This window comes from Micromonospora sp. NPDC093243 (assembly GCF_044753725.1).
GTDB lineage: Bacteria > Actinomycetota > Actinomycetes > Mycobacteriales > Micromonosporaceae > Micromonospora.
On the sequence record NZ_JBIVNT010000009.1, the window covers coordinates 97,457 to 116,788 of the forward strand.

A 19,332-nucleotide genomic window follows, 5' to 3' on the forward strand; every position below is an offset into this window, starting at 1 on the left:
TTGTGGTTGCTCCGGCTCAGTTGGCGGAGTAGCCGCGGGTGGCGATCCAGTCGGCGAGGTTGTCCACGCTCATCCGGTAGGAGGCCATGTTCGGATCGGCCGAGTCGGCGATCGTCACGACCTTGCCGCCGTCGCGGTAGCCGATGACGCTGATGTAGTGCCCGCCCTCGAAGGAGTGGGTGTTGCCATCAGTGTCGGTGGCGGTGCCGGCGATGTTGGCGACCACCGCGCGACCGTCGTCGACGGTGCGGACGATGTCAGCGCGCAGCTTGTCGGTCTGCTTGTCGTCGGCCTTCGGGGTGCTGATCTCGACGCTCCGGTACACGTCCTTACCGGTCTCCTTGTTCAGCACCGGGGTGATGTCGTTGATGGAGTTGGTGCCGGCCTCCGTGGTGCCCATCTCCTTGGCCATGGCGTCGACGTTGATGTCCTTGCCCTGGACCGAGAGAGCGTTACGGGTGGCGGCCGGACCGCAGTAGAAGAAGTTCGGCTGGGCCTCGTAGCGCACACCCAGCTCCCGCTCACCGTGCTTGCGGTCGCCCTGCGACGCCGAGGTGTTGGGCTTGTCGGTGCTCGGGGCGGCGAACGCGGTGGTCACCGGCCCGGCGATGGCGCCGCCGGTGAAGGCGAGCCCGGCAGCGGTCAGAGCGGTCTTGCGGATCAGATCGGTACGCATGATGTGTGCCTCTCTGTTCGGGGGTGCACGACACGCGCCAGGTCAGGGGGCACGTGCCGGTGAGCAAGGGGATTCGTGCGGGAGGCGCCCGGCGATCGTGATCGACCTGCTCGGTGCGCGTCCCGGGATGGTGTAACCGTGCGGCCCGGCCAGCCATTCCGCCGGCGAGGGGCCCGGTGTTGCGTGGTACCGGGGAGTCAACCGACCTGGCCGGCCGGTCATTCCCGGCGGCCGGGGGTTTGACCCGGGGCCGGCGGCGAGGCCGCCCGGCACCCCATGTTCAACGACCCCGACCCGGCCATGATTCCGCCGCCGGAGTGGCCCCGACCACGGGACACGGGAGGCCAGACGCGGGCACCACGCCCAGCCGGCAGCCCGCGAACCGGACAGCCGGCTCAGTCGGGACCGACCCGACGACCGGGCCGGCGGGTTGTGTTCGGGGTGATCGACTCGAGGTCGCCGAAAGTGCGGTGTCCCGGTCGCCCGGATACCGCCAGGTCGGCGAGCTGGAGTCGATCACCCAGCTGGTTCACGTGGTCGGGCGGCCTCAGAGGGGATCGGCGACGACCCCGGAGGCGGGCTGGGCTGGATTGCGCGGATTGTCCGCCGAGGCGGGTTGGGCCGGGATGAGCGGGGTGTCCGCCGGTGCCGGGGTGACCGGTTCCGCCGGCCAGGGGACCTCGGGCGACGGGTGGAAGGTGATGCCGGCGGTGGCCCAGCGCGGGCCGTGCCCGGCCAGCCGCTCCCGGAAGCCGGTCCAGTCGTGACTGTCCCGGGATGACCAGCCCAGCTCGGCCACGGCGGGCAGCCGGGGCAGGAGCAGAAGTTCGATGTCGGCCAGCGTGGTCACCGACTCGGTCCAGAGCGGGGCCTCCACGCCCAGCACGGCCTCGGCCGGCACGCCCGTCACGTGGGTGCCCGGATCCCACTCGTACGCCCGGCGTACGTCGATCAGCCCGGCCCAGTCGTGCCCGATCGGGGTGTCCGGGGCGTACTTCATGTCCAGGTAGGCGTGGTTGCCGGGGGAGAGGATCAGCCGCGCGCCGCGGCCTACCGCCTCGACCGTGGCCGGGTCCTCGCCGTTCGTGCCCCACCACTGGAGCACCCGGCCGTCGGTGTGCGCGGCGGGCGCGATCTGGTGCCAGCCGACCACGGTCTTCCCGGTGTCGGCCACGATGCGCTGCACCCGCTCGACGAAGCCGGTGTAGGCCGCCCCCTTCACCTTGAAGGCCTCGTCGCCGCCGATGTGCAGCAGCGGGCCGGGGGTGAGCGCGGCCAGTTCGCCGAGCACGTCGGCGACGAAGTCGTACGTCCGCTCGTTGGCCGGGTCGACGTAGCTGAAGCCGACCTCGGTGCCGGTGTACGGCGGGGGCGCGATCCCGTCCGGCGCCAGCTCGGGATAGGCGACCAGCGCCGCGTTGGTGTGCCCGGGCAGGTCGATCTCCGGCACCACGGTGACGTGCCGCTCGGCGGCGTACGCGACGATCCGCCGGTAGTCGGCCCGGCTGTAGTGCCCACCCGGGCTGTCGCCGACCGCGCCGACCCCGCCGACGGTGGCGAGCCGGGGCCAGGAGTCGACGGCGATCCGCCAACCCTGGTCGTCGGTGAGGTGCAGGTGCAGGTGGTTGAGCTTGTACCGGGCCAGGTGGTCGATCACCCGGAGCACGTCGGGGACGGCGAAGAAGTGCCGGGCCACGTCGAGCATCGCGCCCCGGTAGGCGAATCGCGGCCGGTCGACGATCGACCCGCCGGGCAGCGCCCAGCGCTCGACCGCCGGGGTGCGGCTCTCGATCGCCGGTGGCAGCAGCTGGCGCAGGGTCTGCACGCCGTGGAAGAGCCCGGTCGCAGCGGCCGCGGCGATCCGTACCCCGTCGCGGGTCACGTCGAGCCGGTAGCCCTCGGCGCCGAGCGCCTCGTCGCCGGTCAGTACCAGCGCGATCCCGCCGGTCGACTCGGGCCGGGCCGTGTCGGTGACCGGCAGCGGATAGCCGGTGGCCGGCCGGAGCAGCTCGGCGAGCTGCTCGGCGACGGCGAGCGCGGCGGGGTCGGCGCTGACCCGGATCACCGCGTCGGCGGTGAGCGCGAAGTCGGCGGCGGGGTCCGGCCGGACCTGCTGCGGTGCGGGTACCACGTCGCCCAGCCCGATCGGGGCGGGCGGGGCCAGCAGCTCCGCGGCGGACCGGCTCGCCTCCCGGGCCAGTTCGGCGGCCGCCGCACCGGTCGCCGTCCTGGGCAACGGTACGGCGGAGCCGGCCGGCCCGGCGGCGCGGTCGGTCGGCGGGTCGAGCGGCTCCGGGGCGGTGCTGGGCAGGGACACGGCGGCGACTCCGGGGTGTATTCGCGGCTGTTATGGCAAAGGTGAGGTTCACCGAAACGCGTGCCGTCAAGGGTACGGCGGACGGCCGCACTGCGTGATCCTGCGCGTGGAAGCGTTCCCAAAAACCGGTACGAACACGGATAGTCGTGATAGCTGTGCCTATTGTCACCGAACGGTCCCAGGTCACCCGATGTTCGCTTAACCTTCGCCCACCGATCGGCGTCGACCACCGGATTACCGGCGGTGCGGCTCGGGGTATGAGAGCAACTGAACCTTCGTTAAGTGTCGGACCGGCGCGCGTGGGAGGCTCTGGTGGCAGCGCAAGAGATGGCGGAGCACAAGTACGTCTACGACTTCACCGAGGGCAACAAGGACCTCAAGGACCTGCTCGGCGGCAAGGGCGCCAACCTGGCCGAGATGACCAATCTCGGCCTGCCCGTTCCACCCGGCTTCACCATCACCACCGAGGCGTGCAAGGCGTACCTCGCCACCGGCGCGGAGCCGGACGGGCTGGCCGGCCAGATCGAGGCGCACCTGGAGTCACTGGAACGCGGGATGGGCAAGCGCCTCGGCGACCCCGATGATCCGCTGCTGGTCTCCGTCCGCTCCGGTGCCAAGTTCTCCATGCCCGGGATGATGGAGACCGTCCTCAACGTCGGCCTCAACGACCGCAGCGTGCGCGGACTCGCCCGACAGGCCGGGAGCTCGGCCGACCGGGCCGGCTCCGACGGCGCGGACCGGTTCGCCTGGGACTCGTACCGACGGCTGATCCAGATGTTCGGCAAGACCGTCTGCGACGTGCCGGGCGACGAGTTCGAGCACGCGCTCGACGACGCCAAGCGCGCCAAGGGCACGTCGAACGACCTGGACCTCGACGCCGACGACCTGCGCGGGTTGGTCGACGCGTACAAGAAGATCTTCCTCAAGCACACCGGGCGAGACTTCCCGCAGGACCCGCGAGAGCAGCTCGACCTGGCGATCCGGGCGGTCTTCGACTCGTGGAACGCCGAGCGGGCGGTGGTCTACCGCCGCCAGGAGCGGATCCCGGCCGACCTGGGCACCGCGGTCAACGTGGTGGCGATGGTCTTCGGCAACCTCGGCCCGGACTCCGGCACCGGGGTCGCCTTCACCCGCGACCCGGCCAGCGGCGCGCAGGGCATCTACGGCGACTACCTGGCCAACGCCCAGGGCGAGGACGTGGTCGCCGGCATCCGCAACACCGTGCCGTTGCAGGAGCTGGAGCGGATCGACAAGACCTCCTACGACGAGCTGCTGAGCTACATGGCCCGGCTGGAGGAGCACTACAAGGACCTCTGCGACATCGAGTTCACCATCGAGCGCGGCAAGCTCTGGATGTTGCAGACCCGGGTCGGCAAGCGCACGGCGGCGGCGGCCTTCGTGATCGCCGGGCAGCTCGTGGACGAGGGCCTGATCGACCTCGACGAGGCGCTGCACCGGGTCAACGGCGCGCAGCTCGCCCAGCTGATGTTCCCGAGGTTCCGGCTCGACCACGAGTTCGAGCCGGTCGCCAAGGGCATCGGCGCCTCGCCGGGCGCCGCGTCCGGCAAGGTGGTCTTCAGCTCCGCCCGGGCGGTCGAGCTGGCCGGGGCTGGGGAGTCGGTGATCCTGGTCCGCCGGGAGACCAACCCCGACGACCTCAACGGCATGATCGCCGCCCAGGGCATCCTCACCTCCCGGGGCGGCAAGACCAGCCACGCCGCCGTGGTGGCCCGGGGCATGGGCAAGACCTGCGTCTCCGGCGCGGACGAGCTGGACGTGAACGTCCCGCAGCGCAGGTTCACCGTCGCCGGGCAGACCGTCAACGAGGGCGACGTGATCTCCATCGACGGCACCACGGGCAAGGTCTACCTCGGCGAGGTGCCGGTGATGCCGTCGGAGGTGGTGCAGTACTTCGAGGGCAGCCTCGATGCGGAACACGTCGACAATCCGCTGGTCCGGGCCGTACACCGAATCATGACGCACGCCGACCAGCGCCGGCGGCTAGCGGTCCGGACGAACGCCGACACCGGCGCGGACGCGGCCCGCGCCCGGCGTTTCGGCGCCGAGGGCATCGGGCTGTGCCGCACCGAGCACATGTTCCTCGGCGACCGGCGTGAGCTGGTGGAGCGGCTGATCCTGGCCCGCAGCGACGACGAGCGGAACGCGGCGCTGGCCGCGCTGCTGCCGTTGCAGCGGGCCGACTTCGAAGAGATCTTCCGGGAGATGGACGGCCTGCCGGTCACCGTCCGGCTGATCGACCCGCCGCTGCACGAGTTCCTGCCCCCGCTGGAGCAGCTCGCGGTCAACGTCGCGGTCGCCCAGGAGCGCGGCGAGGACGTGGCCAAGGAGGAGGCGCTGCTCGCCGCCGTGCGGCGGATGCACGAGGAGAACCCGATGCTCGGACTGCGCGGCGTCCGGCTGGGTCTGGTCATCCCCGGCCTCTTCGCGATGCAGGTCCGGGCGATCGCCGAGGCGGCCGTCACGGTCGCCCGCAGCGGCGCGGTGGCCAAGCCGGAGATCATGGTTCCACTGGTCGGCGCGGTGCAGGAGCTGGAGACGGTACGTGCCGAGGCCGAGAAGATCATCGCCGAGGTGGTCGGGGACAGCGGCGTCGAGGTGCTGATCGGCACGATGATCGAGGTGCCCCGGGCGGCGCTGACCGCCGGGCAGATCGCCGAGGCGGCCGAGTTCTTCTCCTTCGGCACCAACGACCTGACCCAGATGGCGTGGGGCTTCTCCCGCGACGACGTGGAGGGCGCCTTCTTCTGGCGCTACCTGGAGCTGGGCATCTTCGGCATCTCGCCGTTCGAGTCGATCGACCGCGACGGCGTCGGCCGGCTCGTCCGGATCGCCGCCGAGGAGGGTCGGGCGGCCCGGCCGGGGCTGAAGCTCGGCGTCTGCGGCGAGCACGGCGGCGACCCCGACTCGGTGCACTTCTTCCACTCCGTCGGGCTGGACTACGTCTCCTGCTCGCCGTTCCGGGTGCCGGTGGCTCGGCTGGAAGCGGGCCGGGCGGTCGTCGAGACGGACGGCTCGGACAGTCGCTGACCGGGGGGCGGCGGGCCGGAGCACGGTCCGCCGCCCATCTCGGCGCGTACCCGCGTGATCGATCCCGGTCACCGCTGCTCGTCACGATCGACGGCCGGTCGCGGGGCGTCACTGCCGCGCCGCGCCGTGTACCGGAGCCGTCGCCGGCGCGCCGGGACGGCCGTCCGGGCGTAATCTTGGCTCGCTCGTACCCGTCGATGCGGAAGGGTGACTGCATGTCCAGCGTCTGGGAGAACCTGACCGTCGACGCCCGCGACCCGGCCCGGCTGGCCCGCTGGTGGGCCGAGGCCCTCGGCTACCAGGTGGTCAACGAGCGGCCGGACGAGGTGGAGATCCGCCAGTCGGCGCAGCGGCTGCCCGGCATCGTCTTCGTGCCGGCGACCGGCGGCAAGGAGACCAAGAACCGACTGCACATCGACCTGCGCCCGAGCGACCAGGAGGCCGAGGTCGAGCGGCTGGTCGACATGGGCGCCCGGCACGTCGACATCGGCCAGGGTGACGCCGGGTGGACGGTGCTCGCCGACCCGGAGGGCAATGAGTTCTGCGTGCTGTCGCAGCGTGCCTAGGCGGGTGACCGGGTGACCGGTCAGTCGCCCGGCGGCACCGCGCCGGACGCCGAACGACGGGTCGCCGAGCCGCCGAAGGACAGCGGGTACGGCCGTTCGCCGTACGAGCGGGATCGGGCGCGGGTGCTGCACTCGGCGGCGTTCCGCCGGCTCGCCGCGAAGACCCAGGTGCACACCGCGGGCACCGACGACTTCCTGCGTACCCGGCTCACCCACTCGCTGGAGGTCGCCCAGATCGCCCGGGAGATGGGCGCCCGGCTGGGCTGCGACCCGGACGTGGTGGACGTCGCCGGGCTGGCCCACGACCTCGGCCACCCGCCGTTCGGGCACAACGGCGAGGCCGCGCTGGACCTGTTGGCCAGCCCGTGCGGCGGCTTCGAGGGCAACGCCCAGACGCTGCGGGTGCTGACCCGGCTGGAGGCCAAGGTGGTCGCCCCGGACGGCTCGCCCGCCGGGCTGAACCTCACCCGCGCCTCGCTCGACGCGATCGGCAAATATCCCTGGCCGCGCCGCCGGGGCGAGCGCAAGTTCGGGGTGTACGCCGACGACGGCGCGGTGTTCGGCTGGATCCGGGCCGGTGCGCCGCCCGGCGACCGGCGCTGCCTGGAGGCGCAGGTGATGGACTGGGCCGACGACGTGGCGTACTCGGTGCACGACGTCGAGGACGGCATCCACGGCGGGTACGTCGCACTGCGCCCGCTGCTCGACGACGCCGACGAGCGGGCCGCGCTCTGCGCCGACGTGGCGGCCACCTACTCGGGCGAGTCCCCGGACGACCTCGGCGAGGTGCTGGTCGACCTGCTCGCCGACCCGGTGCTCACCCCGCTCGCCGGATACGACGGCAGCCACCGGGCCCAGGCCGCCCTCAAGGCCACCACCAGCGTGCTGACCGGCCGCTTCGTCTCCGCCGCGGTGGCCGCCACCCAGGAGCGGTTCGGCCCCGGGCCGCACCGCCGCTATGCCGCGGACCTGGTGGTGCCCCGACCGGTCCGGGCGCGGTGCGCGCTGCTCAAGGGCATCGCGCTGCGTTACGTGATGCGCCGACCGGGGTCACGCGGGCGTTATGAGCGGCAGCGGCAGATCCTCGCCGAACTGGTCGCCGCCCTGGTCGAGCGGGCGCCGGACGGGCTGGATCCGGTCTTCGCCCCGCTGTGGGCGGCGGCGCCGGACGAGCCCGCCCGGTTGCGGGTGGTGATCGACCAGATCGCCTCGCTGACCGATCCGGCCGCGGTGGCCTGGCACACACGCCTGGTCCGCCGGGGCGTACCGCCGGTCGGTGACCCAGCTAGTTAGGTTAACCTAACCAGCATGACGGAGCGCCGTACGAAGGTCACGTCCGCTCGGGTCCTGCGCACCGGGCGGCCGACCCCGCACCTGATCCGGCTGGTCCTCGGTGGCGAGCAGCTCGCCGGACTGCCGGTGGGTCAGTTCACCGACCACTACATCAAGGTGGTCTTCCCGGCGCACGGCATGACCCTGCCGACCCCGCTCGACCTGGAGGCGATCCGCCGCGAGCGGCCCCGCGAGCAGTGGCCCCGGCTGCGCACGTACACCGTTCGGGCGTGGGATCCGATCGCCGGAGAGCTCACCGTCGACGTGGTCCACCACGGCGACGAGGGGCTGGCCGGCCCGTGGGCGGCCGCGCTGCGCCCGGGCGACCCGGTGCACTTCGTCGGGCCGGGCGGCGGGTACGCCCCGAGCCCGGAGGCCGACTGGCACCTGCTGGTCGGCGACGAGAGCGCGCTGCCGGCGATCGCCGCCGCCCTGGAGCGACTCCCGATCGGCGCTCCGGCCCGGGTGCTGGTCGAGATCAGCGGCCCGGCGGAGGAGCAGCCGCTGCCCAGCCCGGGCGCGGTGGAGCTGACCTGGCTGTACCGGGGCGACCGCCCGGTCGGCGCGGCGCTGGTCGCCGCGGTGCGGGCGCTGGACTTCCCGGCCGGCTCCGTGCACGCGTTCGTGCACGGCGAGGCGACCTTCGTCAAGGAGCTGCGCCGGCTGCTCCGGATCGACCGGGGAGTGGCCCGGGAGCTGCTCTCCATCTCCGGTTACTGGCGGCGGGGCACGGACGACGAGGGCTGGCGGGCCAGCAAGCCCGAGTGGAACCGGCAGGCCGAGGCCGAGGAGACCGTCGCCGCCTGACCACGGGCCCGAGCCGCTGGGCGGCGACGATCGCGACGTCGGTCAGTCGGCGGAGGTGAGCGCCACCCCCTGTTCCGGCCGGTCCCCGCTCAGCAGGGCGGTGAACAGCACCGCGTACCCGGCGATCGCCGCGCTGAGCAACGCCAGGATCAGGAACGGCGAGGAGACGGTCAGGGCGATCGCCCAGATCGAGCCGACGCCGGCCACGGCGATCAGCGTGGCGCGGAGCGAGACCCGGACCGACAGCCAGTACAGGCCGAGCCCACAGACGAGCCAGAGGGAGGCCGAGCCGGCGAGCAGCAACCGAAGCTCATCGGTGAGGTCCGCTTCGGCATGGACCGCCCGGACCACCTGCCCGAGCGCCCACCCGAGCAGCAGCAGGCCGCCGCCGAGCAGGTAGTGCAGGTAGGTGTAGGGCTGACCACCGCGCAGCCGGTGGATCGGGATGCCGCTGGTGACGAAGGTGGCGTAGATCCACCAGATCGCCGCCGGCACGATGAGGGCCAGCGCCGCGGTGAGGGCCATCTTCTGGTCCGGGTGGTCCGGCACCGTGGCGAGCAGGTTCGCCACCGTGCTGCCGAGCACGATGATGATGAACTGGCCGACCCGTTCCGGCAGGTGCCGGACGTCCACCGGCCACCGGCTCAGCCAGCGGTAGCCGACCCAGGGTGTGGCGAGTTCGACCGCAGTTCCGGTGATCCAGAACACCGGCCGCAGATGCCCGGGGACGGCCAGCGAGGCCAGCCAGATCAGCCAGCCGATCCCGAAGCCGATCAGGTAGACGAGGGTGCCCGCCCGCGCCTCCGCGGTGGTGGGGCGGGCCCGCAGGTAGAGCAGGAGCAGCACGCCACGGACGATCAGGTAGCCGACCGGCAGCATCTCGCCGGTGGGCACCTCGTCCACGCCGAGGGTGATCGCCCCGGCGCCGAGCAGCGCGAGCAGCAGCAGTAACCGGTGCGGCAGATCATCGGACTCATACCGGGTGGCGTAGTAGGCATGTCCCACCCAGGCCCACTGCACCACCAGGAAGAGCCCGAACACGGTGATCACGCTCCGCGCGTGGGGGGTCGTGTCCTCGCCGAGCCGGTCCACCACGGCTGCCAGCGCGAAGACGAAGATCACGTCGAAGAAGAGTTCGAACCAGGTGGCGTGCCGGTGACCGGCCTCGTCGACGGTGGCTGTCGGCCGGCGCGCGACCACACGGCCGGCCAGTCGGCCCCACCATGCCGCACCACCCTCTTGCGCCCCCATCTGCCTATGCTCGCCGCAGCGCCTCGGTAGGTGGGACGGAAACGGGCAAGCCGCGCGCGATCCGGCTCACCCGGCGTGCCCCCGTCGGCGCATCGTCGGCCCGGCAGGGCAGGATGTAAGCCGAGGGGGGTGCATCCATGGCTGGCCGGATCCGGGACGAGGACATCGCGCTGGTCCGCGAGCGCACCTCGATCGCGGACGTCATCTCCGAGACGGTGACCCTGAAGTCCGCCGGTGGCGGCAACCTCAAGGGGCTCTGCCCGTTCCACGACGAGAAGAGCCCCTCGTTCAACGTCTCCCCGGCGCGCAACGTCTGGTACTGCTTCGGCTGCGGGGCCGGCGGTGACGCCATCAAGTTCCTGATGGACGCCGACCACCTGAGCTTCGTCGAGTCGGTCGAGCGGCTCGCCGCCCGCGCCGGCATCCAGCTGCGTTACCTGGAGGGCGACACCCCGGCCCCGCGTAGCCGCCCGCAGCAGGGGCAGCGGCAGCGGTTGGTCGCCGCGCACGCCGCCGCGGTCGAGTTCTACCGGTCCCAGCTCACCACCGCCGGCGCCAGGCCGGCCCGGGAGTTCCTCGCGCAGCGCGGCTTCGACCGGGCGGCCGCCGAGCGCTACGGCTGCGGCTTCGCCCCCGACGCCTGGGACCTGCTCACCAAGCACCTGCGCCAGCAGGGCTTCACCCACGACGAGTTGGTCACCGCCGGGCTGTCCCGTCCGGCCCGGTCGGGTTCGCTGATCGACCGGTTCCGCCGGCGGCTGCTCTGGCCGATCCGCGACCTCACCGGCGACGTGATCGGCTTCGGCGCCCGCAAGCTCTTCGACGACGACGACGGCCCGAAATACCTCAACACCCCCGAGACCCCGATCTACAAGAAGTCACACGTCCTCTACGGCATCGACCAGGCAAAGCGCGAGATCGCCAAGCAGGGCAAGGTGGTCGTGGTCGAGGGCTACACCGACGTGATGGCCTGCCACCTGGCCGGGGTGACCACGGCCGTGGCCACCTGCGGCACCGCCTTCGGCGCCGACCACATCGGGGTGCTGCGCCGGCTGCTGCTCGACACCGACGCGGTGGCCGGCGAGATCATCTTCACCTTCGACGGGGACGCCGCCGGGCAGAAGGCCGCCCTGCGCGCCTTCGACGACGACCAGCGCTTCGTCGGGCGTACCTTCATCGCGGTCAGCCCCGACAACATGGACCCGTGCGAGCTGCGGCTGGCGAAGGGTGACCTGGCGGTCCGCGACCTGGTCGCCCGCCGCGAGCCGCTCGTCGACTTCGCGCTGCGGCACATGATCAGCCGCTACGACCTGGACACGGTCGACGGCCGGGTCGAGGCGATGCGCCGGGCCGCGCCGCTGGTGGCCAAGCTCAAGGACCGGGAGAAGCGCCCGGAGTACGTCCGCAAGCTCGCCGGCGACCTCGGCATGGAGATCGAGCCGGTGCAGCGGGCGGTGCTGGCCGCCGCGTCGGCTCCCGCCGGCCGGGAGGCGCCCGCCCCGGTCGCCGCCCGGTCCGTCGCGGTCGCCGAGCCGGCGGTGGAGAGCCCTCAGTCGATGGTCGAGCGGGAGGCGCTGAAGCTGGCCCTCCAGCAGCCGGTGCTGGCCGGGCCGATGTTCGACGCGGTCGAGGCGGCGGAGTACCGGCACCCGGTGCACGTGGCGGTGCGCGAGGCGATCGCGGCGGCCGGCGGAGCCGCGGCGGCCACCGGCGGCGCGGTGTGGATCGAGTCGGTCCGCGACGTCTGCCCCGATCTCGCCGCCCAGGCCCTCGTCGGTGAGCTGGCCGTCGAGCCGTTGCGGATCGACGGCGACCCGGATCCGCGGTACGTCTCGGTGACCATGGCCCGGGTGCAGTGGGGTTCGGTGACCGGCCGGATCCGTGATCTCAAGTCGCGCATCCAGCGGATCAACCCGGTCAACAACAAGGACGAATACTTCGCGCTCTTCGGCGAGCTGCTGTCGTTGGAGCAGCACGCCCGGGCGCTGCGGGAACAGGCCGCGGGAGGGCTCTAGATGGGACTGTTCAACCGTCGGCCCAAGCTGCCCCCGGCCGACCGGCCGCCACTGACCCCCGACGAACGGGTGCTGGCCTGGGCGGCGGCCGGCAACGGCGAGGGCGACGGCGTGCTGGTGGCCAGCAACCTCGGGCTCTGGCTGCCCGGTCGGGGGCACCGGCTGGGCTGGCACGACCTGCTCAAGGCGGTCTGGTCCGGGCGGGAGCTGACCGTCACCCCGGCCGAGCGGGTCGCCGAGCGGGACGGCTACCTGGTCGTCGCCGACGGTCCCGCGGAGACCTACCTGCTGCTCGACCCGGGTGACCTGCCGCACCAGGTGCGGGCCCGGGTCACCCGCTCGGTCGCGTACACCCAGCACCACTCGATGCCCGGCGGCGCCGGCCGGATCGCCGCCCGTCGGGTGTCCGGAGTGGACGGCCTGACCTGGACGGTCCGCTACGACCCGGGCAGCCCGGTGGACGACGCCGAGCTCATCGCCGAGACCGACCGGCTGGTCGCCACCGCGAAGGCCGCGACCGCTCCCGCCGACATCTGACCGGCCGGGGCGGCGCCCGACCGTCGACCGGCGGGAGCGGCCCGCCCGAGTTCGCTCACCGCGCCCCGAGGTCCGCCAGGGCCTTGTCCGCGCCGCGGTGCAGCGGCACCGGGTCGGTCCGGCGGGCGTTCTCCAGGCTGATGCCCTTGGCCGCCGGGTTCGCCTGCGCCAGCGCGTCCTTCTTCTCGAACACCGTCCGGGTGATGGCGCAGGCGACGTCGGCGTCGAGATCCTTGCGCACCAGCAGCACGTTCGGCACCACGATGGTCGGGGTGTCGGCCGCCGTGCGGTACGCGTCCCGACCGATGGTGCCCGCCTGGTAGGCCGGGTTCAGCTCGGCCATCTTCGGCAGCAGCGGCGTGACGTCGAGGAACCGCACCCGGTCGCCGGCAGTGGTGAACAGGTCGGTCACCCCGCCGGTGGGCAGCCCGCCGGACCAGAAGAAGCCGTCGATGCTGCCGTCCTTCATCCCCTCGACCGTCTTGGTGAGGTCGAGCCGCTGCGCCCGGACGTCCTTGGCCGGGTCGAGGCCGGCCGCCTCGAGCAGCCGGTTGGCGATCACCTCGGTGCCGGACTTGGGCGAGCCGGTGGAGATCCGCTTGCCCTTCATGTCGGCGACCGAGGCGATGCCCGCGTCGTTGCGCACGACCACCTGGGTGTAGTTGTCGTAGATCCGGGCCAGTGCCTCGACCGGCTGGGCGGCGGTGAAGCTGCCCTTGCCCTGCACCGCGTTGACGGCGGTGTCGAAGAGCGAGAAGGCCACGTCGTACTGGCCGGCGACCAGTTGCTCGACGTTCTGCACCGAAGCGCCGGTCTCGGCGGCGGTGCCGGTCAGCCTGCCACCGGTGGCGCCGGAGAGCTGGCCGGCCAGGGCGTTGCCGACCACGTAGTAGACGCCCGTCGCGTTGCCGGTCGCGATGCCGACCCGGGTGTCCCGGGTCACCTCGCAGGTGACCTCGCTGGCGGTGTCGTCGCGTGCCGCGCCACCCTGTTTGCCACCGCAGCCCACCGTGCCCGCGGCGACGATGGCGAGCACGCCGACGCCGGCGCCGAGCCGAAGCTTGATTCCGCTCACTGTCATACCTCCCTGAGCTCCGCCGGTGATCCGGCCCGCGGCCCGCCGGTCCGGCCGGCCGATCCGCGTCGTACGAACACCCCCGTCACCGCGAGCGCGGCCAACGCGAGGCCGACCGCTACGGGCACGGGTTCGAGCCAGAGCAGGGTCACCCCGGCGAGCGCGGCGAGCAGGCGTTCCGGCGCCCCGGCCGGGCCCACCCCGGGCAGCCAGCCGCCCGCCGCCACGGCGAGCACGGCGACACTGAGCGCGATGACCACGCCCGCGAGGACGATCCGTTGCGGGCCGCCGATGCCGAGCAGCCCGAGCCCGGCGGGTGTGATCACGAAGGCGATCGGGGTCAGGTACGCCGGCAGCGCGTAGCGCAGGGTCTGCCACATGGTGGGCACCAGCCGCCCGCCGGTCACCGCGGCGGCGGCGACGGCGGCGAGCGCGGTCGGTGGGGACACCTCGGAGAGCGCCGCGAAATAGAAGACGAACATCGCCGCCGCCGGGGTCGCCACCCCCAGGTCGATCAGGGCCGGTCCGATGATCACCCAACCGATCACGAATGAGGCGGTGACCGGCACGGCGAGCCCCAGCAGGCTGAGCGCGACGGCGGCGAGCACCGCGGTCAGTATCAGCACCAGGGTGGGGTCGGAGGTGACCGCCTGGGCGCCGTCCACCAGCAGCGCGGCGGCCTGCGGGCCGAGGCCGGTCTTGGTGGTGGTCGCCGTGATGATTCCGGCGGCTGCGCAGACGGCGGCCACGGCCAGCACCCCGCGTACGCCGGTTACCAGGGCGGTCAGCGCCCGCAACGGGGTGAGCCGGTGGGCGCGGTCCAGGAACGAGAGCACGACCGCCAGGGCCGTGGCGAGGACCACCGCCCGGGTCGCCGAGACGCCCACCGCGAGCAGGGCGATGATGACGAGCAGCGAGGCGAAGTGGTAGCCGAACCGGGCCAGCAGCCGCCACGGCGAGACGGCGTCGAGCAGCACCGGGCGTACGCCGGAGCGCCGGGCGTCGATCTCCACGGAGAGCAGGATGCCGAGGTAGTAGAGGATGGTCGGCACCGTCGCCCAGCCGAGCACCTGCAGGTAGGAGACGCCGAGGTACTCGGCGATGATGAACGCCGCCGCGCCCAGGGTGGGCGGGGAGAGGATCGCGCCGACGCCGGCCGCCGCCAGCATGCCGCCGGCCCGCTCCGGGGGGTAGCCGGCCCGTCGCAGGATCGGCCAGGTGACCGCGCCGATGCTCACGGTGGTCGCGGCCCCGGAGCCGGAGACGGTGCCGAGCAGGAACCCGGAGGCGACCGCGGTCCGTCCGGCGGCGGTGCGCGAGCGGCGGAACGCGGCGGTGGAGAGCGTCACGAAGAACCGGCCGGCGCCGGAGAGGTCGAGCACCGCGCCGTAGATGGTGAAGAGCACGATGTACGAGGCGGCGACGTCGAGCGGTGTGCCGTAGAAGCCGCTGTCGGAGTTGTAGAACGCGTCGACCAGTTGGCTGAAGTCGAGCCCCGCGTGGGCCACCGGCCAGGACTGCGGCAGCAGCCCTCCGTAGTAGCCGTAGGCGAGGAAGAGCAGGCAGACCGCGGGCAGGACCCAGCCGGTGGTCCGCCGGCACGCCTCCAGCAGCAACAACAGCAGCACCGTGCCCATGACCAGGTCCACCGGCGCGAGCAGGCCCTGCCGGTCGAGGAAGGCGTCGTAACCGCCACCACCGGAGCCGAGCGACAGCGGCAGCACCGGATAGAGGCAGGCGGCCAGCGCCAGCAGGGCCAGCGCCCAGTCGGCCACGCTGGGCCGCGTCCGGGCCGCCACGGGCTCGGGTGTGCGCCGTCGTCGCAGCCGCAGATCGGCCGGGTAGGCGAGGAAGACCAGCGGCAGGATCCCGGCCAGGAAGATGATCAGGTAGTACTTGCTGCCCTGCGGCAGTGGCCGGAACACCTGCCAGAGGGCGAGCGTGCCCACCGCGAGCGCCGCCCCGCCGAACAGCAGGCCGATCGGCCCGGAGAGCACCCGGCCGGGCTTCTCGTCCTCGAACTGGGCGGCCAACTCGGGCACCGCGGCCGGCGCGCCGGGACGGACGGAGCCGTCGCCGACGGCCTCGTCGGCACGGCTGGCACGGTCCGCCGGTCCCGTGGAGCCGGGCGAGTCGCCGACGGGTGCGTCGGTGGTCTTGGGCGGGACCGTCGAAGGTGGGGCGGCGGTCGGATCGGCCGAGTCGTCGACCGGTGGGGTGATGCTCTCCGCGCTGGGTGCGGACGCTGGTCGCGGGGCTGCCCCGGCACCGTCCGGGTCGGTGCCGGCGCTGGTCGAGCCGGCCGGCCGCGGCGTCGGCGGCGAACCGTCGGAGGAGCGGGTGGGCGACACAAAGGGACGATACACGTCAATGGGCCGCCGGCGGGGGCGCCGCCGCGCGGATAAATGGGGTGGAGCTGTCGGACCCGGTGGCTAGGGTCGGGCGGTGACCACTGCTCAACCACTCATCCGGGCCCGAGGGCTGGTGAAGCGGTTCGGCGACTTCACCGCCGTCGACGGCATCGACGTCGACGTGCAGCCGGGCGAGGCGTTCGGCTTCCTCGGCCCCAACGGCGCCGGCAAGTCCTCCACCATGCGGATGGTCGGCTGCACCTCGCCGCCCACCGGTGGCGAGCTGCGCATCCTCGACATGGATCCGGTCCGTGACGGGCCAGCGATCCGAGCCCGGCTCGGGGTCTGCCCACAGCTGGACAATCTCGACCCAGAGCTCACCGTCCGCGAGAACCTGACCACCTACGCCCGCTACTTCGGCATTGCCCGCCGGGTGGCCCGGGAGCGGGCCGCCGAGCTGCTCGACTTCGTCCAGCTCGCCGAGCGGGCCGACAGCAAGGTCGAGCCGCTCTCCGGCGGCATGAAGCGCCGGCTCACCATCGCCCGCGCGTTGGTCAACGAGCCCGAGATCGTGCTGCTCGACGAGCCCACGACCGGGCTCGATCCGCAGGCCCGGCACCTGGTCTGGGAACGACTCTTCCGGCTCAAGCAACAGGGTGTGACGTTGGTGCTGACCACCCACTACATGGACGAGGCCGAGCAGCTCTGCGACCGGCTGGTGGTGATGGACGGCGGCCGGATCGTCGCCGAGGGGTCGCCCCGGTCGCTGATCGAGCGGCACTCCACCCGCGAGGTGGTGGAGTTGCGCTTCGCCGCCGAGTCGCAGGAGGCGTTCGCCGGCAAGCTCAGCGGGTTGGGGGAGCGGGTCGAGGTGCTGCCCGACCGGATCCTGCTCTACGTCGCCGACGGCGACGCGGCGCTGGCCGAGGTGCAGGCCCGGGGTCTCACTCCGGCCAACGTGCTGGTCCGGCGCAGCAGCCTGGAGGACGTCTTCCTGCACCTCACCGGCCGCACGCTGGTCGACTGAGACGCCGGACCGTCCGGCGGCCGGCCGGGGCGTAGCATCCCGGTGGCCCGGCCGCCGGTGGCCCGGGCGGGGCGAGCGGGGGATCGGGTGTCTGTTGTGGAGGGTCGGTTGCGGCGTCGGGATGGGCTCGGTGCGCTCTATCTCGGCATCTTCGCCACCGTCTGGTTCAGCGTGCCGGCCGCGGAGCAGCCGCTGCGCGGCGCGCTGGTGGCCGGCAGCGTGGCCGCCCTGCTCACCGCCGTCGGCGGAGGGATCGTCACGGCCCGGTCCCGGGGCGCGGACGCCGGGCCGCGTGACCGGGCGGCGAGCCGTCGCTACCTGCTGATCGTCGTCGCCGAGTTCGCCCTCGCCGGGCTGGGCGCCGTGGCGCTGGCCGCCGCCGGCTGGTCGGAGTTCGTCCCGGTGCTCGTCTGCGCCGTGGTGGGCCTGCACTTCTTCCCGCTCGCCCCGCTGCTGGGCGACCCGCTGCTGCGTCCGCTCGGGGTGGCGATCTGCGCGGTCGCGCTGGCGGGGCTGGTGACGGGGCTGGCGGCGGGGGTGTCGGCCGGCCTGGTGGTGGGCACCGGCGCCGGCGTGCTGCTGCTCGGCTACGCGCTCCGGGCGTTGGCTCGGGCGGCCCGGGGCTGATCCGGGCCGCACCAGCCACCGACCGGGCCTCCGCGAGGGCGGCGCGGTAGTGGGCGGCCAGCCTTCACTGCACGAGCAACACCCCCACGCCGGCCAGCACGGCCATCGTGGACAGCGCGGCGAGGGTGACGGCGCGACGGCGGGCCGTGGGGCCGCCGACGAGGCGCAGGGCGAGGGCGAGCGGGCCGATGGGAAGCATGGGTGGCTCCTTCCGGGCGGTGATGGCGATCCGAGCGGCGGCGACGACGATTCCCGCCGCGATCCGCACCGGTGACAGGTCGAGTTCGGCGGCATCGCGCACGTCGGCCCGCCACTGTTCGAGGTAGCGCGCCCGCTGCGCCGCGTCGGGCAGGAGCGCCGCCGCGCAGCGGACGAGGGCTGCGGCCAGCCGATTCATCCGGCCTCCCGGGGGCGGGTGGTCCGGAGCGTGGCGCGCCCGGCGGTCGCCCGGGCGCAGACCCGGCGTGCTTCGCCGGCGCCCTCGGCGGTGAGTTGGTACATCCGGCGCCGGGGCCCCCGCCGCTCGTTCTCCGCCTCCCAGATGGAGGTCACCCAGCCGTGCCGCTCCAGCCGTTCCAGCAGGGGGTAGACGCTGCCGGAGGGGCGGCCGGTCAGCTTGATGATCTCCAGGCCCCAGCGCGGCTGGTCGCTGTCGAGCAGCACGCGCAGCACGTCGACGGTCGCGCCGCCGATCCGTCCGAGCGGTTCCACGAGAACAAGGCTACCTATGTAGATTAAGGCTGTCCACCGGAACGGGCACCTGCCGCTTCCGTCAGCGTGGCCGGAGCGAAAACTGGCGCGACACCGGCACTGGGTGGTCGTAGGGTGGCTCGGGCCTGTCGTACCCCCGGGGTAGGAAGGTCGCAGCGAGCGGACGGCGAGTCAGGGTGGTGATCGTGGTGGGCGTGACGCCGTCGGCGGGTCGGGTCCGGCCTGCGCTGCCCCGGGTGCCCGCGCTGGCCGTGCTCAACTACTTCCTGGTCGGCTACCGGCGCACCTGGCGGGCGGGTGTCTTCTCCTCCTTCCTGCTGCCGGTGCTGACCGTGCTCGGCTTCGGGGTCGGCGTCGGCGCCTACATCGACCAGGGCGTCGGTGGGGTGCCCTACCTCGACTGGCTGGTGCCCGGGCTGATCGCCTCGACCGCGTTGCAGGTGGCCATCGGCGACGCGACCTGGCCGGTGTTCAGCAACTTTCAATGGATCAAGACCTACTTCGCGCAGAGCGCGGCCCCGCTGCGGGTCGGCGACATCCTGGCCGGGCACCTGCTCTACGTGCTGTTCCGGGTGCTCACCACCATCGCCGCGTTCCTGCTGATCACCGGGCTGTTCGGCGCGCTCCGTTCGCCATGGGCGGTGGCGGTGGTGCCGGTGGTGGCGCTGCTCGGGCTGGCCGTCGCCGCGCCCACCTTCGCCTACAGCGCCGCGGTGTCCAGCGACAGCTGGCTGGCCATGCTGTTCCGCTTCGCGGTCATCCCGATGTCGCTCTTCGCCGGCGTCTTCTTCCCGGTCGAGAACCTGCCCGAGGCGCTGCGCTGGCTGGCCTACGCGACGCCGCTCTGGCACGCCGTCGACCTGTGTCGGGCGGCGACCCTCGGCGTCGCTCCCCAGTGGTCGGTCGCCGGGCACCTGCTCTACCTCGCGGCCTGGGCGCTGGGCGGGTGGCTGCTGGCCCGCGCGGTCTTCCGCCGCCGGCTCGTCGTCTAG

At 73.0% G+C, this 19,332-nt stretch carries 16 protein-coding genes; 9 read left to right on the plus strand and 7 right to left on the minus strand.

What is annotated here, in order from left to right:
• Window positions 1–16: 16 nt before the first annotated feature.
• Both ACIP9D_RS27455 and ACIP9D_RS27460 read right to left on the minus strand, forming a co-directional pair.
• Window positions 17–676 carry a C39 family peptidase gene (locus tag ACIP9D_RS27455; RefSeq protein WP_350874043.1) on the minus strand — a complete coding sequence of 220 codons (660 nt, stop codon included), beginning with the start codon at window positions 674–676 and terminating at the stop codon, window positions 17–19.
• Between the two features lie 547 nt (window positions 677–1,223).
• Entirely contained in the window at window positions 1,224–2,993 is a 1,770-nt protein-coding gene (locus ACIP9D_RS27460) for a beta-N-acetylhexosaminidase (RefSeq protein ID WP_400451182.1), read from the minus strand.
• Window positions 2,994–3,305: 312 nt separating this feature from the next.
• Between ACIP9D_RS27460 and ppdK the strand changes: the two genes are divergently transcribed.
• The 4 genes from ppdK (at window position 3,306) to ACIP9D_RS27480 (ending at window position 8,746) form a co-directional block, all read left to right on the plus strand.
• Window positions 3,306–6,041: a pyruvate, phosphate dikinase gene (ppdK, locus tag ACIP9D_RS27465; RefSeq protein ID WP_350874044.1), complete on the plus strand. Its 2,736-nt coding sequence runs from the start codon at window positions 3,306–3,308 to the stop codon at window positions 6,039–6,041.
• 215 nt (window positions 6,042–6,256) lie between these two features.
• Window positions 6,257–6,607 carry a VOC family protein gene (locus tag ACIP9D_RS27470; protein ID WP_350874045.1) on the plus strand — a complete coding sequence of 117 codons (351 nt, stop codon included), beginning with the start codon at window positions 6,257–6,259 and terminating at the stop codon, window positions 6,605–6,607.
• Between the two features lie 12 nt (window positions 6,608–6,619).
• Entirely contained in the window at window positions 6,620–7,900 is a 1,281-nt protein-coding gene (locus ACIP9D_RS27475; RefSeq protein WP_350874046.1) for a deoxyguanosinetriphosphate triphosphohydrolase, read from the plus strand.
• A 15-nt stretch (window positions 7,901–7,915) separates the two neighbouring features.
• The gene (locus ACIP9D_RS27480; protein ID WP_350874047.1) at window positions 7,916–8,746 is read left to right on the plus strand and encodes a siderophore-interacting protein; all 831 of its coding nucleotides are present in this window, start codon (window positions 7,916–7,918) and stop codon (window positions 8,744–8,746) included.
• Window positions 8,747–8,788: 42 nt separating this feature from the next.
• Here ACIP9D_RS27480 and ACIP9D_RS27485 read toward each other — a convergent pair whose 3' ends face one another.
• Window positions 8,789–9,997, minus strand: coding sequence for a low temperature requirement protein A (locus ACIP9D_RS27485; RefSeq protein WP_350874048.1), 1,209 nt, complete (start codon window positions 9,995–9,997; stop codon window positions 8,789–8,791).
• A 137-nt stretch (window positions 9,998–10,134) separates the two neighbouring features.
• Here ACIP9D_RS27485 and dnaG point away from each other — a divergent pair, with 137 nt between their 5' ends.
• Together dnaG and ACIP9D_RS27495 are read left to right on the plus strand one after the other, a co-directional pair.
• Window positions 10,135–12,012, plus strand: coding sequence for a DNA primase (dnaG, locus tag ACIP9D_RS27490; RefSeq protein WP_350874049.1), 1,878 nt, complete (start codon window positions 10,135–10,137; stop codon window positions 12,010–12,012).
• Window positions 12,013–12,549, plus strand: coding sequence for a hypothetical protein (locus tag ACIP9D_RS27495; protein WP_350874050.1), 537 nt, complete (start codon window positions 12,013–12,015; stop codon window positions 12,547–12,549).
• 55 nt (window positions 12,550–12,604) lie between these two features.
• Here ACIP9D_RS27495 and ACIP9D_RS27500 read toward each other — a convergent pair whose 3' ends face one another.
• Both ACIP9D_RS27500 and ACIP9D_RS27505 read right to left on the minus strand, forming a co-directional pair.
• Complete coding sequence (locus ACIP9D_RS27500; protein ID WP_400451255.1) at window positions 12,605–13,615, minus strand: TAXI family TRAP transporter solute-binding subunit; 1,011 nt, start codon at window positions 13,613–13,615, stop codon at window positions 12,605–12,607.
• Window positions 13,616–13,626: 11 nt separating this feature from the next.
• Window positions 13,627–15,666 carry a TRAP transporter permease gene (locus tag ACIP9D_RS27505; protein ID WP_400451258.1) on the minus strand — a complete coding sequence of 680 codons (2,040 nt, stop codon included), beginning with the start codon at window positions 15,664–15,666 and terminating at the stop codon, window positions 13,627–13,629.
• A 403-nt stretch (window positions 15,667–16,069) separates the two neighbouring features.
• Here ACIP9D_RS27505 and ACIP9D_RS27510 point away from each other — a divergent pair, with 403 nt between their 5' ends.
• Both ACIP9D_RS27510 and ACIP9D_RS27515 read left to right on the plus strand, forming a co-directional pair.
• Window positions 16,070–17,002, plus strand: coding sequence for an ABC transporter ATP-binding protein (locus tag ACIP9D_RS27510; RefSeq protein WP_350874053.1), 933 nt, complete (start codon window positions 16,070–16,072; stop codon window positions 17,000–17,002).
• Between the two features lie 108 nt (window positions 17,003–17,110).
• The gene (locus ACIP9D_RS27515; protein ID WP_350874054.1) at window positions 17,111–17,629 is read left to right on the plus strand and encodes a hypothetical protein; all 519 of its coding nucleotides are present in this window, start codon (window positions 17,111–17,113) and stop codon (window positions 17,627–17,629) included.
• 64 nt (window positions 17,630–17,693) lie between these two features.
• On the opposite strand, the gene ACIP9D_RS27520 is transcribed toward ACIP9D_RS27515, so the two are convergent.
• Together ACIP9D_RS27520 and ACIP9D_RS27525 are read right to left on the minus strand one after the other, a co-directional pair.
• Entirely contained in the window at window positions 17,694–18,026 is a 333-nt protein-coding gene (locus tag ACIP9D_RS27520) for a hypothetical protein (RefSeq protein ID WP_350874055.1), read from the minus strand.
• Window positions 18,023–18,340 (minus strand): helix-turn-helix transcriptional regulator, encoded by a 318-nt coding sequence (locus ACIP9D_RS27525; RefSeq protein WP_350874056.1) that lies wholly within the window; start codon window positions 18,338–18,340, stop codon window positions 18,023–18,025. Before ACIP9D_RS27525 ends, ACIP9D_RS27520 begins: the two co-directional genes overlap by 4 nt.
• A 194-nt stretch (window positions 18,341–18,534) precedes the next feature.
• Between ACIP9D_RS27525 and ACIP9D_RS27530 the strand changes: the two genes are divergently transcribed.
• Window positions 18,535–19,332, plus strand: coding sequence for an ABC transporter permease (locus tag ACIP9D_RS27530; RefSeq protein ID WP_350874216.1), 798 nt, complete (start codon window positions 18,535–18,537; stop codon window positions 19,330–19,332).

What these genes read in the sequence shown, in the direction of transcription:
- ACIP9D_RS27455 (WP_350874043.1), bottom strand. Translation starts at nt 676, where the DNA reads ATGCGTACCGATCTGATCCGCAAGACCGCTCTGACCGCTGCCGGGCTC.
- ACIP9D_RS27470 (WP_350874045.1), top strand. Translation starts at nt 6,257, where the DNA reads ATGTCCAGCGTCTGGGAGAACCTGACCGTCGACGCCCGCGACCCGGCC.
- ACIP9D_RS27480 (WP_350874047.1), top strand. Translation starts at nt 7,916, where the DNA reads ATGACGGAGCGCCGTACGAAGGTCACGTCCGCTCGGGTCCTGCGCACC.
- ACIP9D_RS27485 (WP_350874048.1), bottom strand. Translation starts at nt 9,997, where the DNA reads ATGGGGGCGCAAGAGGGTGGTGCGGCATGGTGGGGCCGACTGGCCGGC.
- dnaG (WP_350874049.1), top strand. Translation starts at nt 10,135, where the DNA reads ATGGCTGGCCGGATCCGGGACGAGGACATCGCGCTGGTCCGCGAGCGC.
- ACIP9D_RS27495 (WP_350874050.1), top strand. Translation starts at nt 12,013, where the DNA reads ATGGGACTGTTCAACCGTCGGCCCAAGCTGCCCCCGGCCGACCGGCCG.
- ACIP9D_RS27520 (WP_350874055.1), bottom strand. Translation starts at nt 18,026, where the DNA reads ATGAATCGGCTGGCCGCAGCCCTCGTCCGCTGCGCGGCGGCGCTCCTG.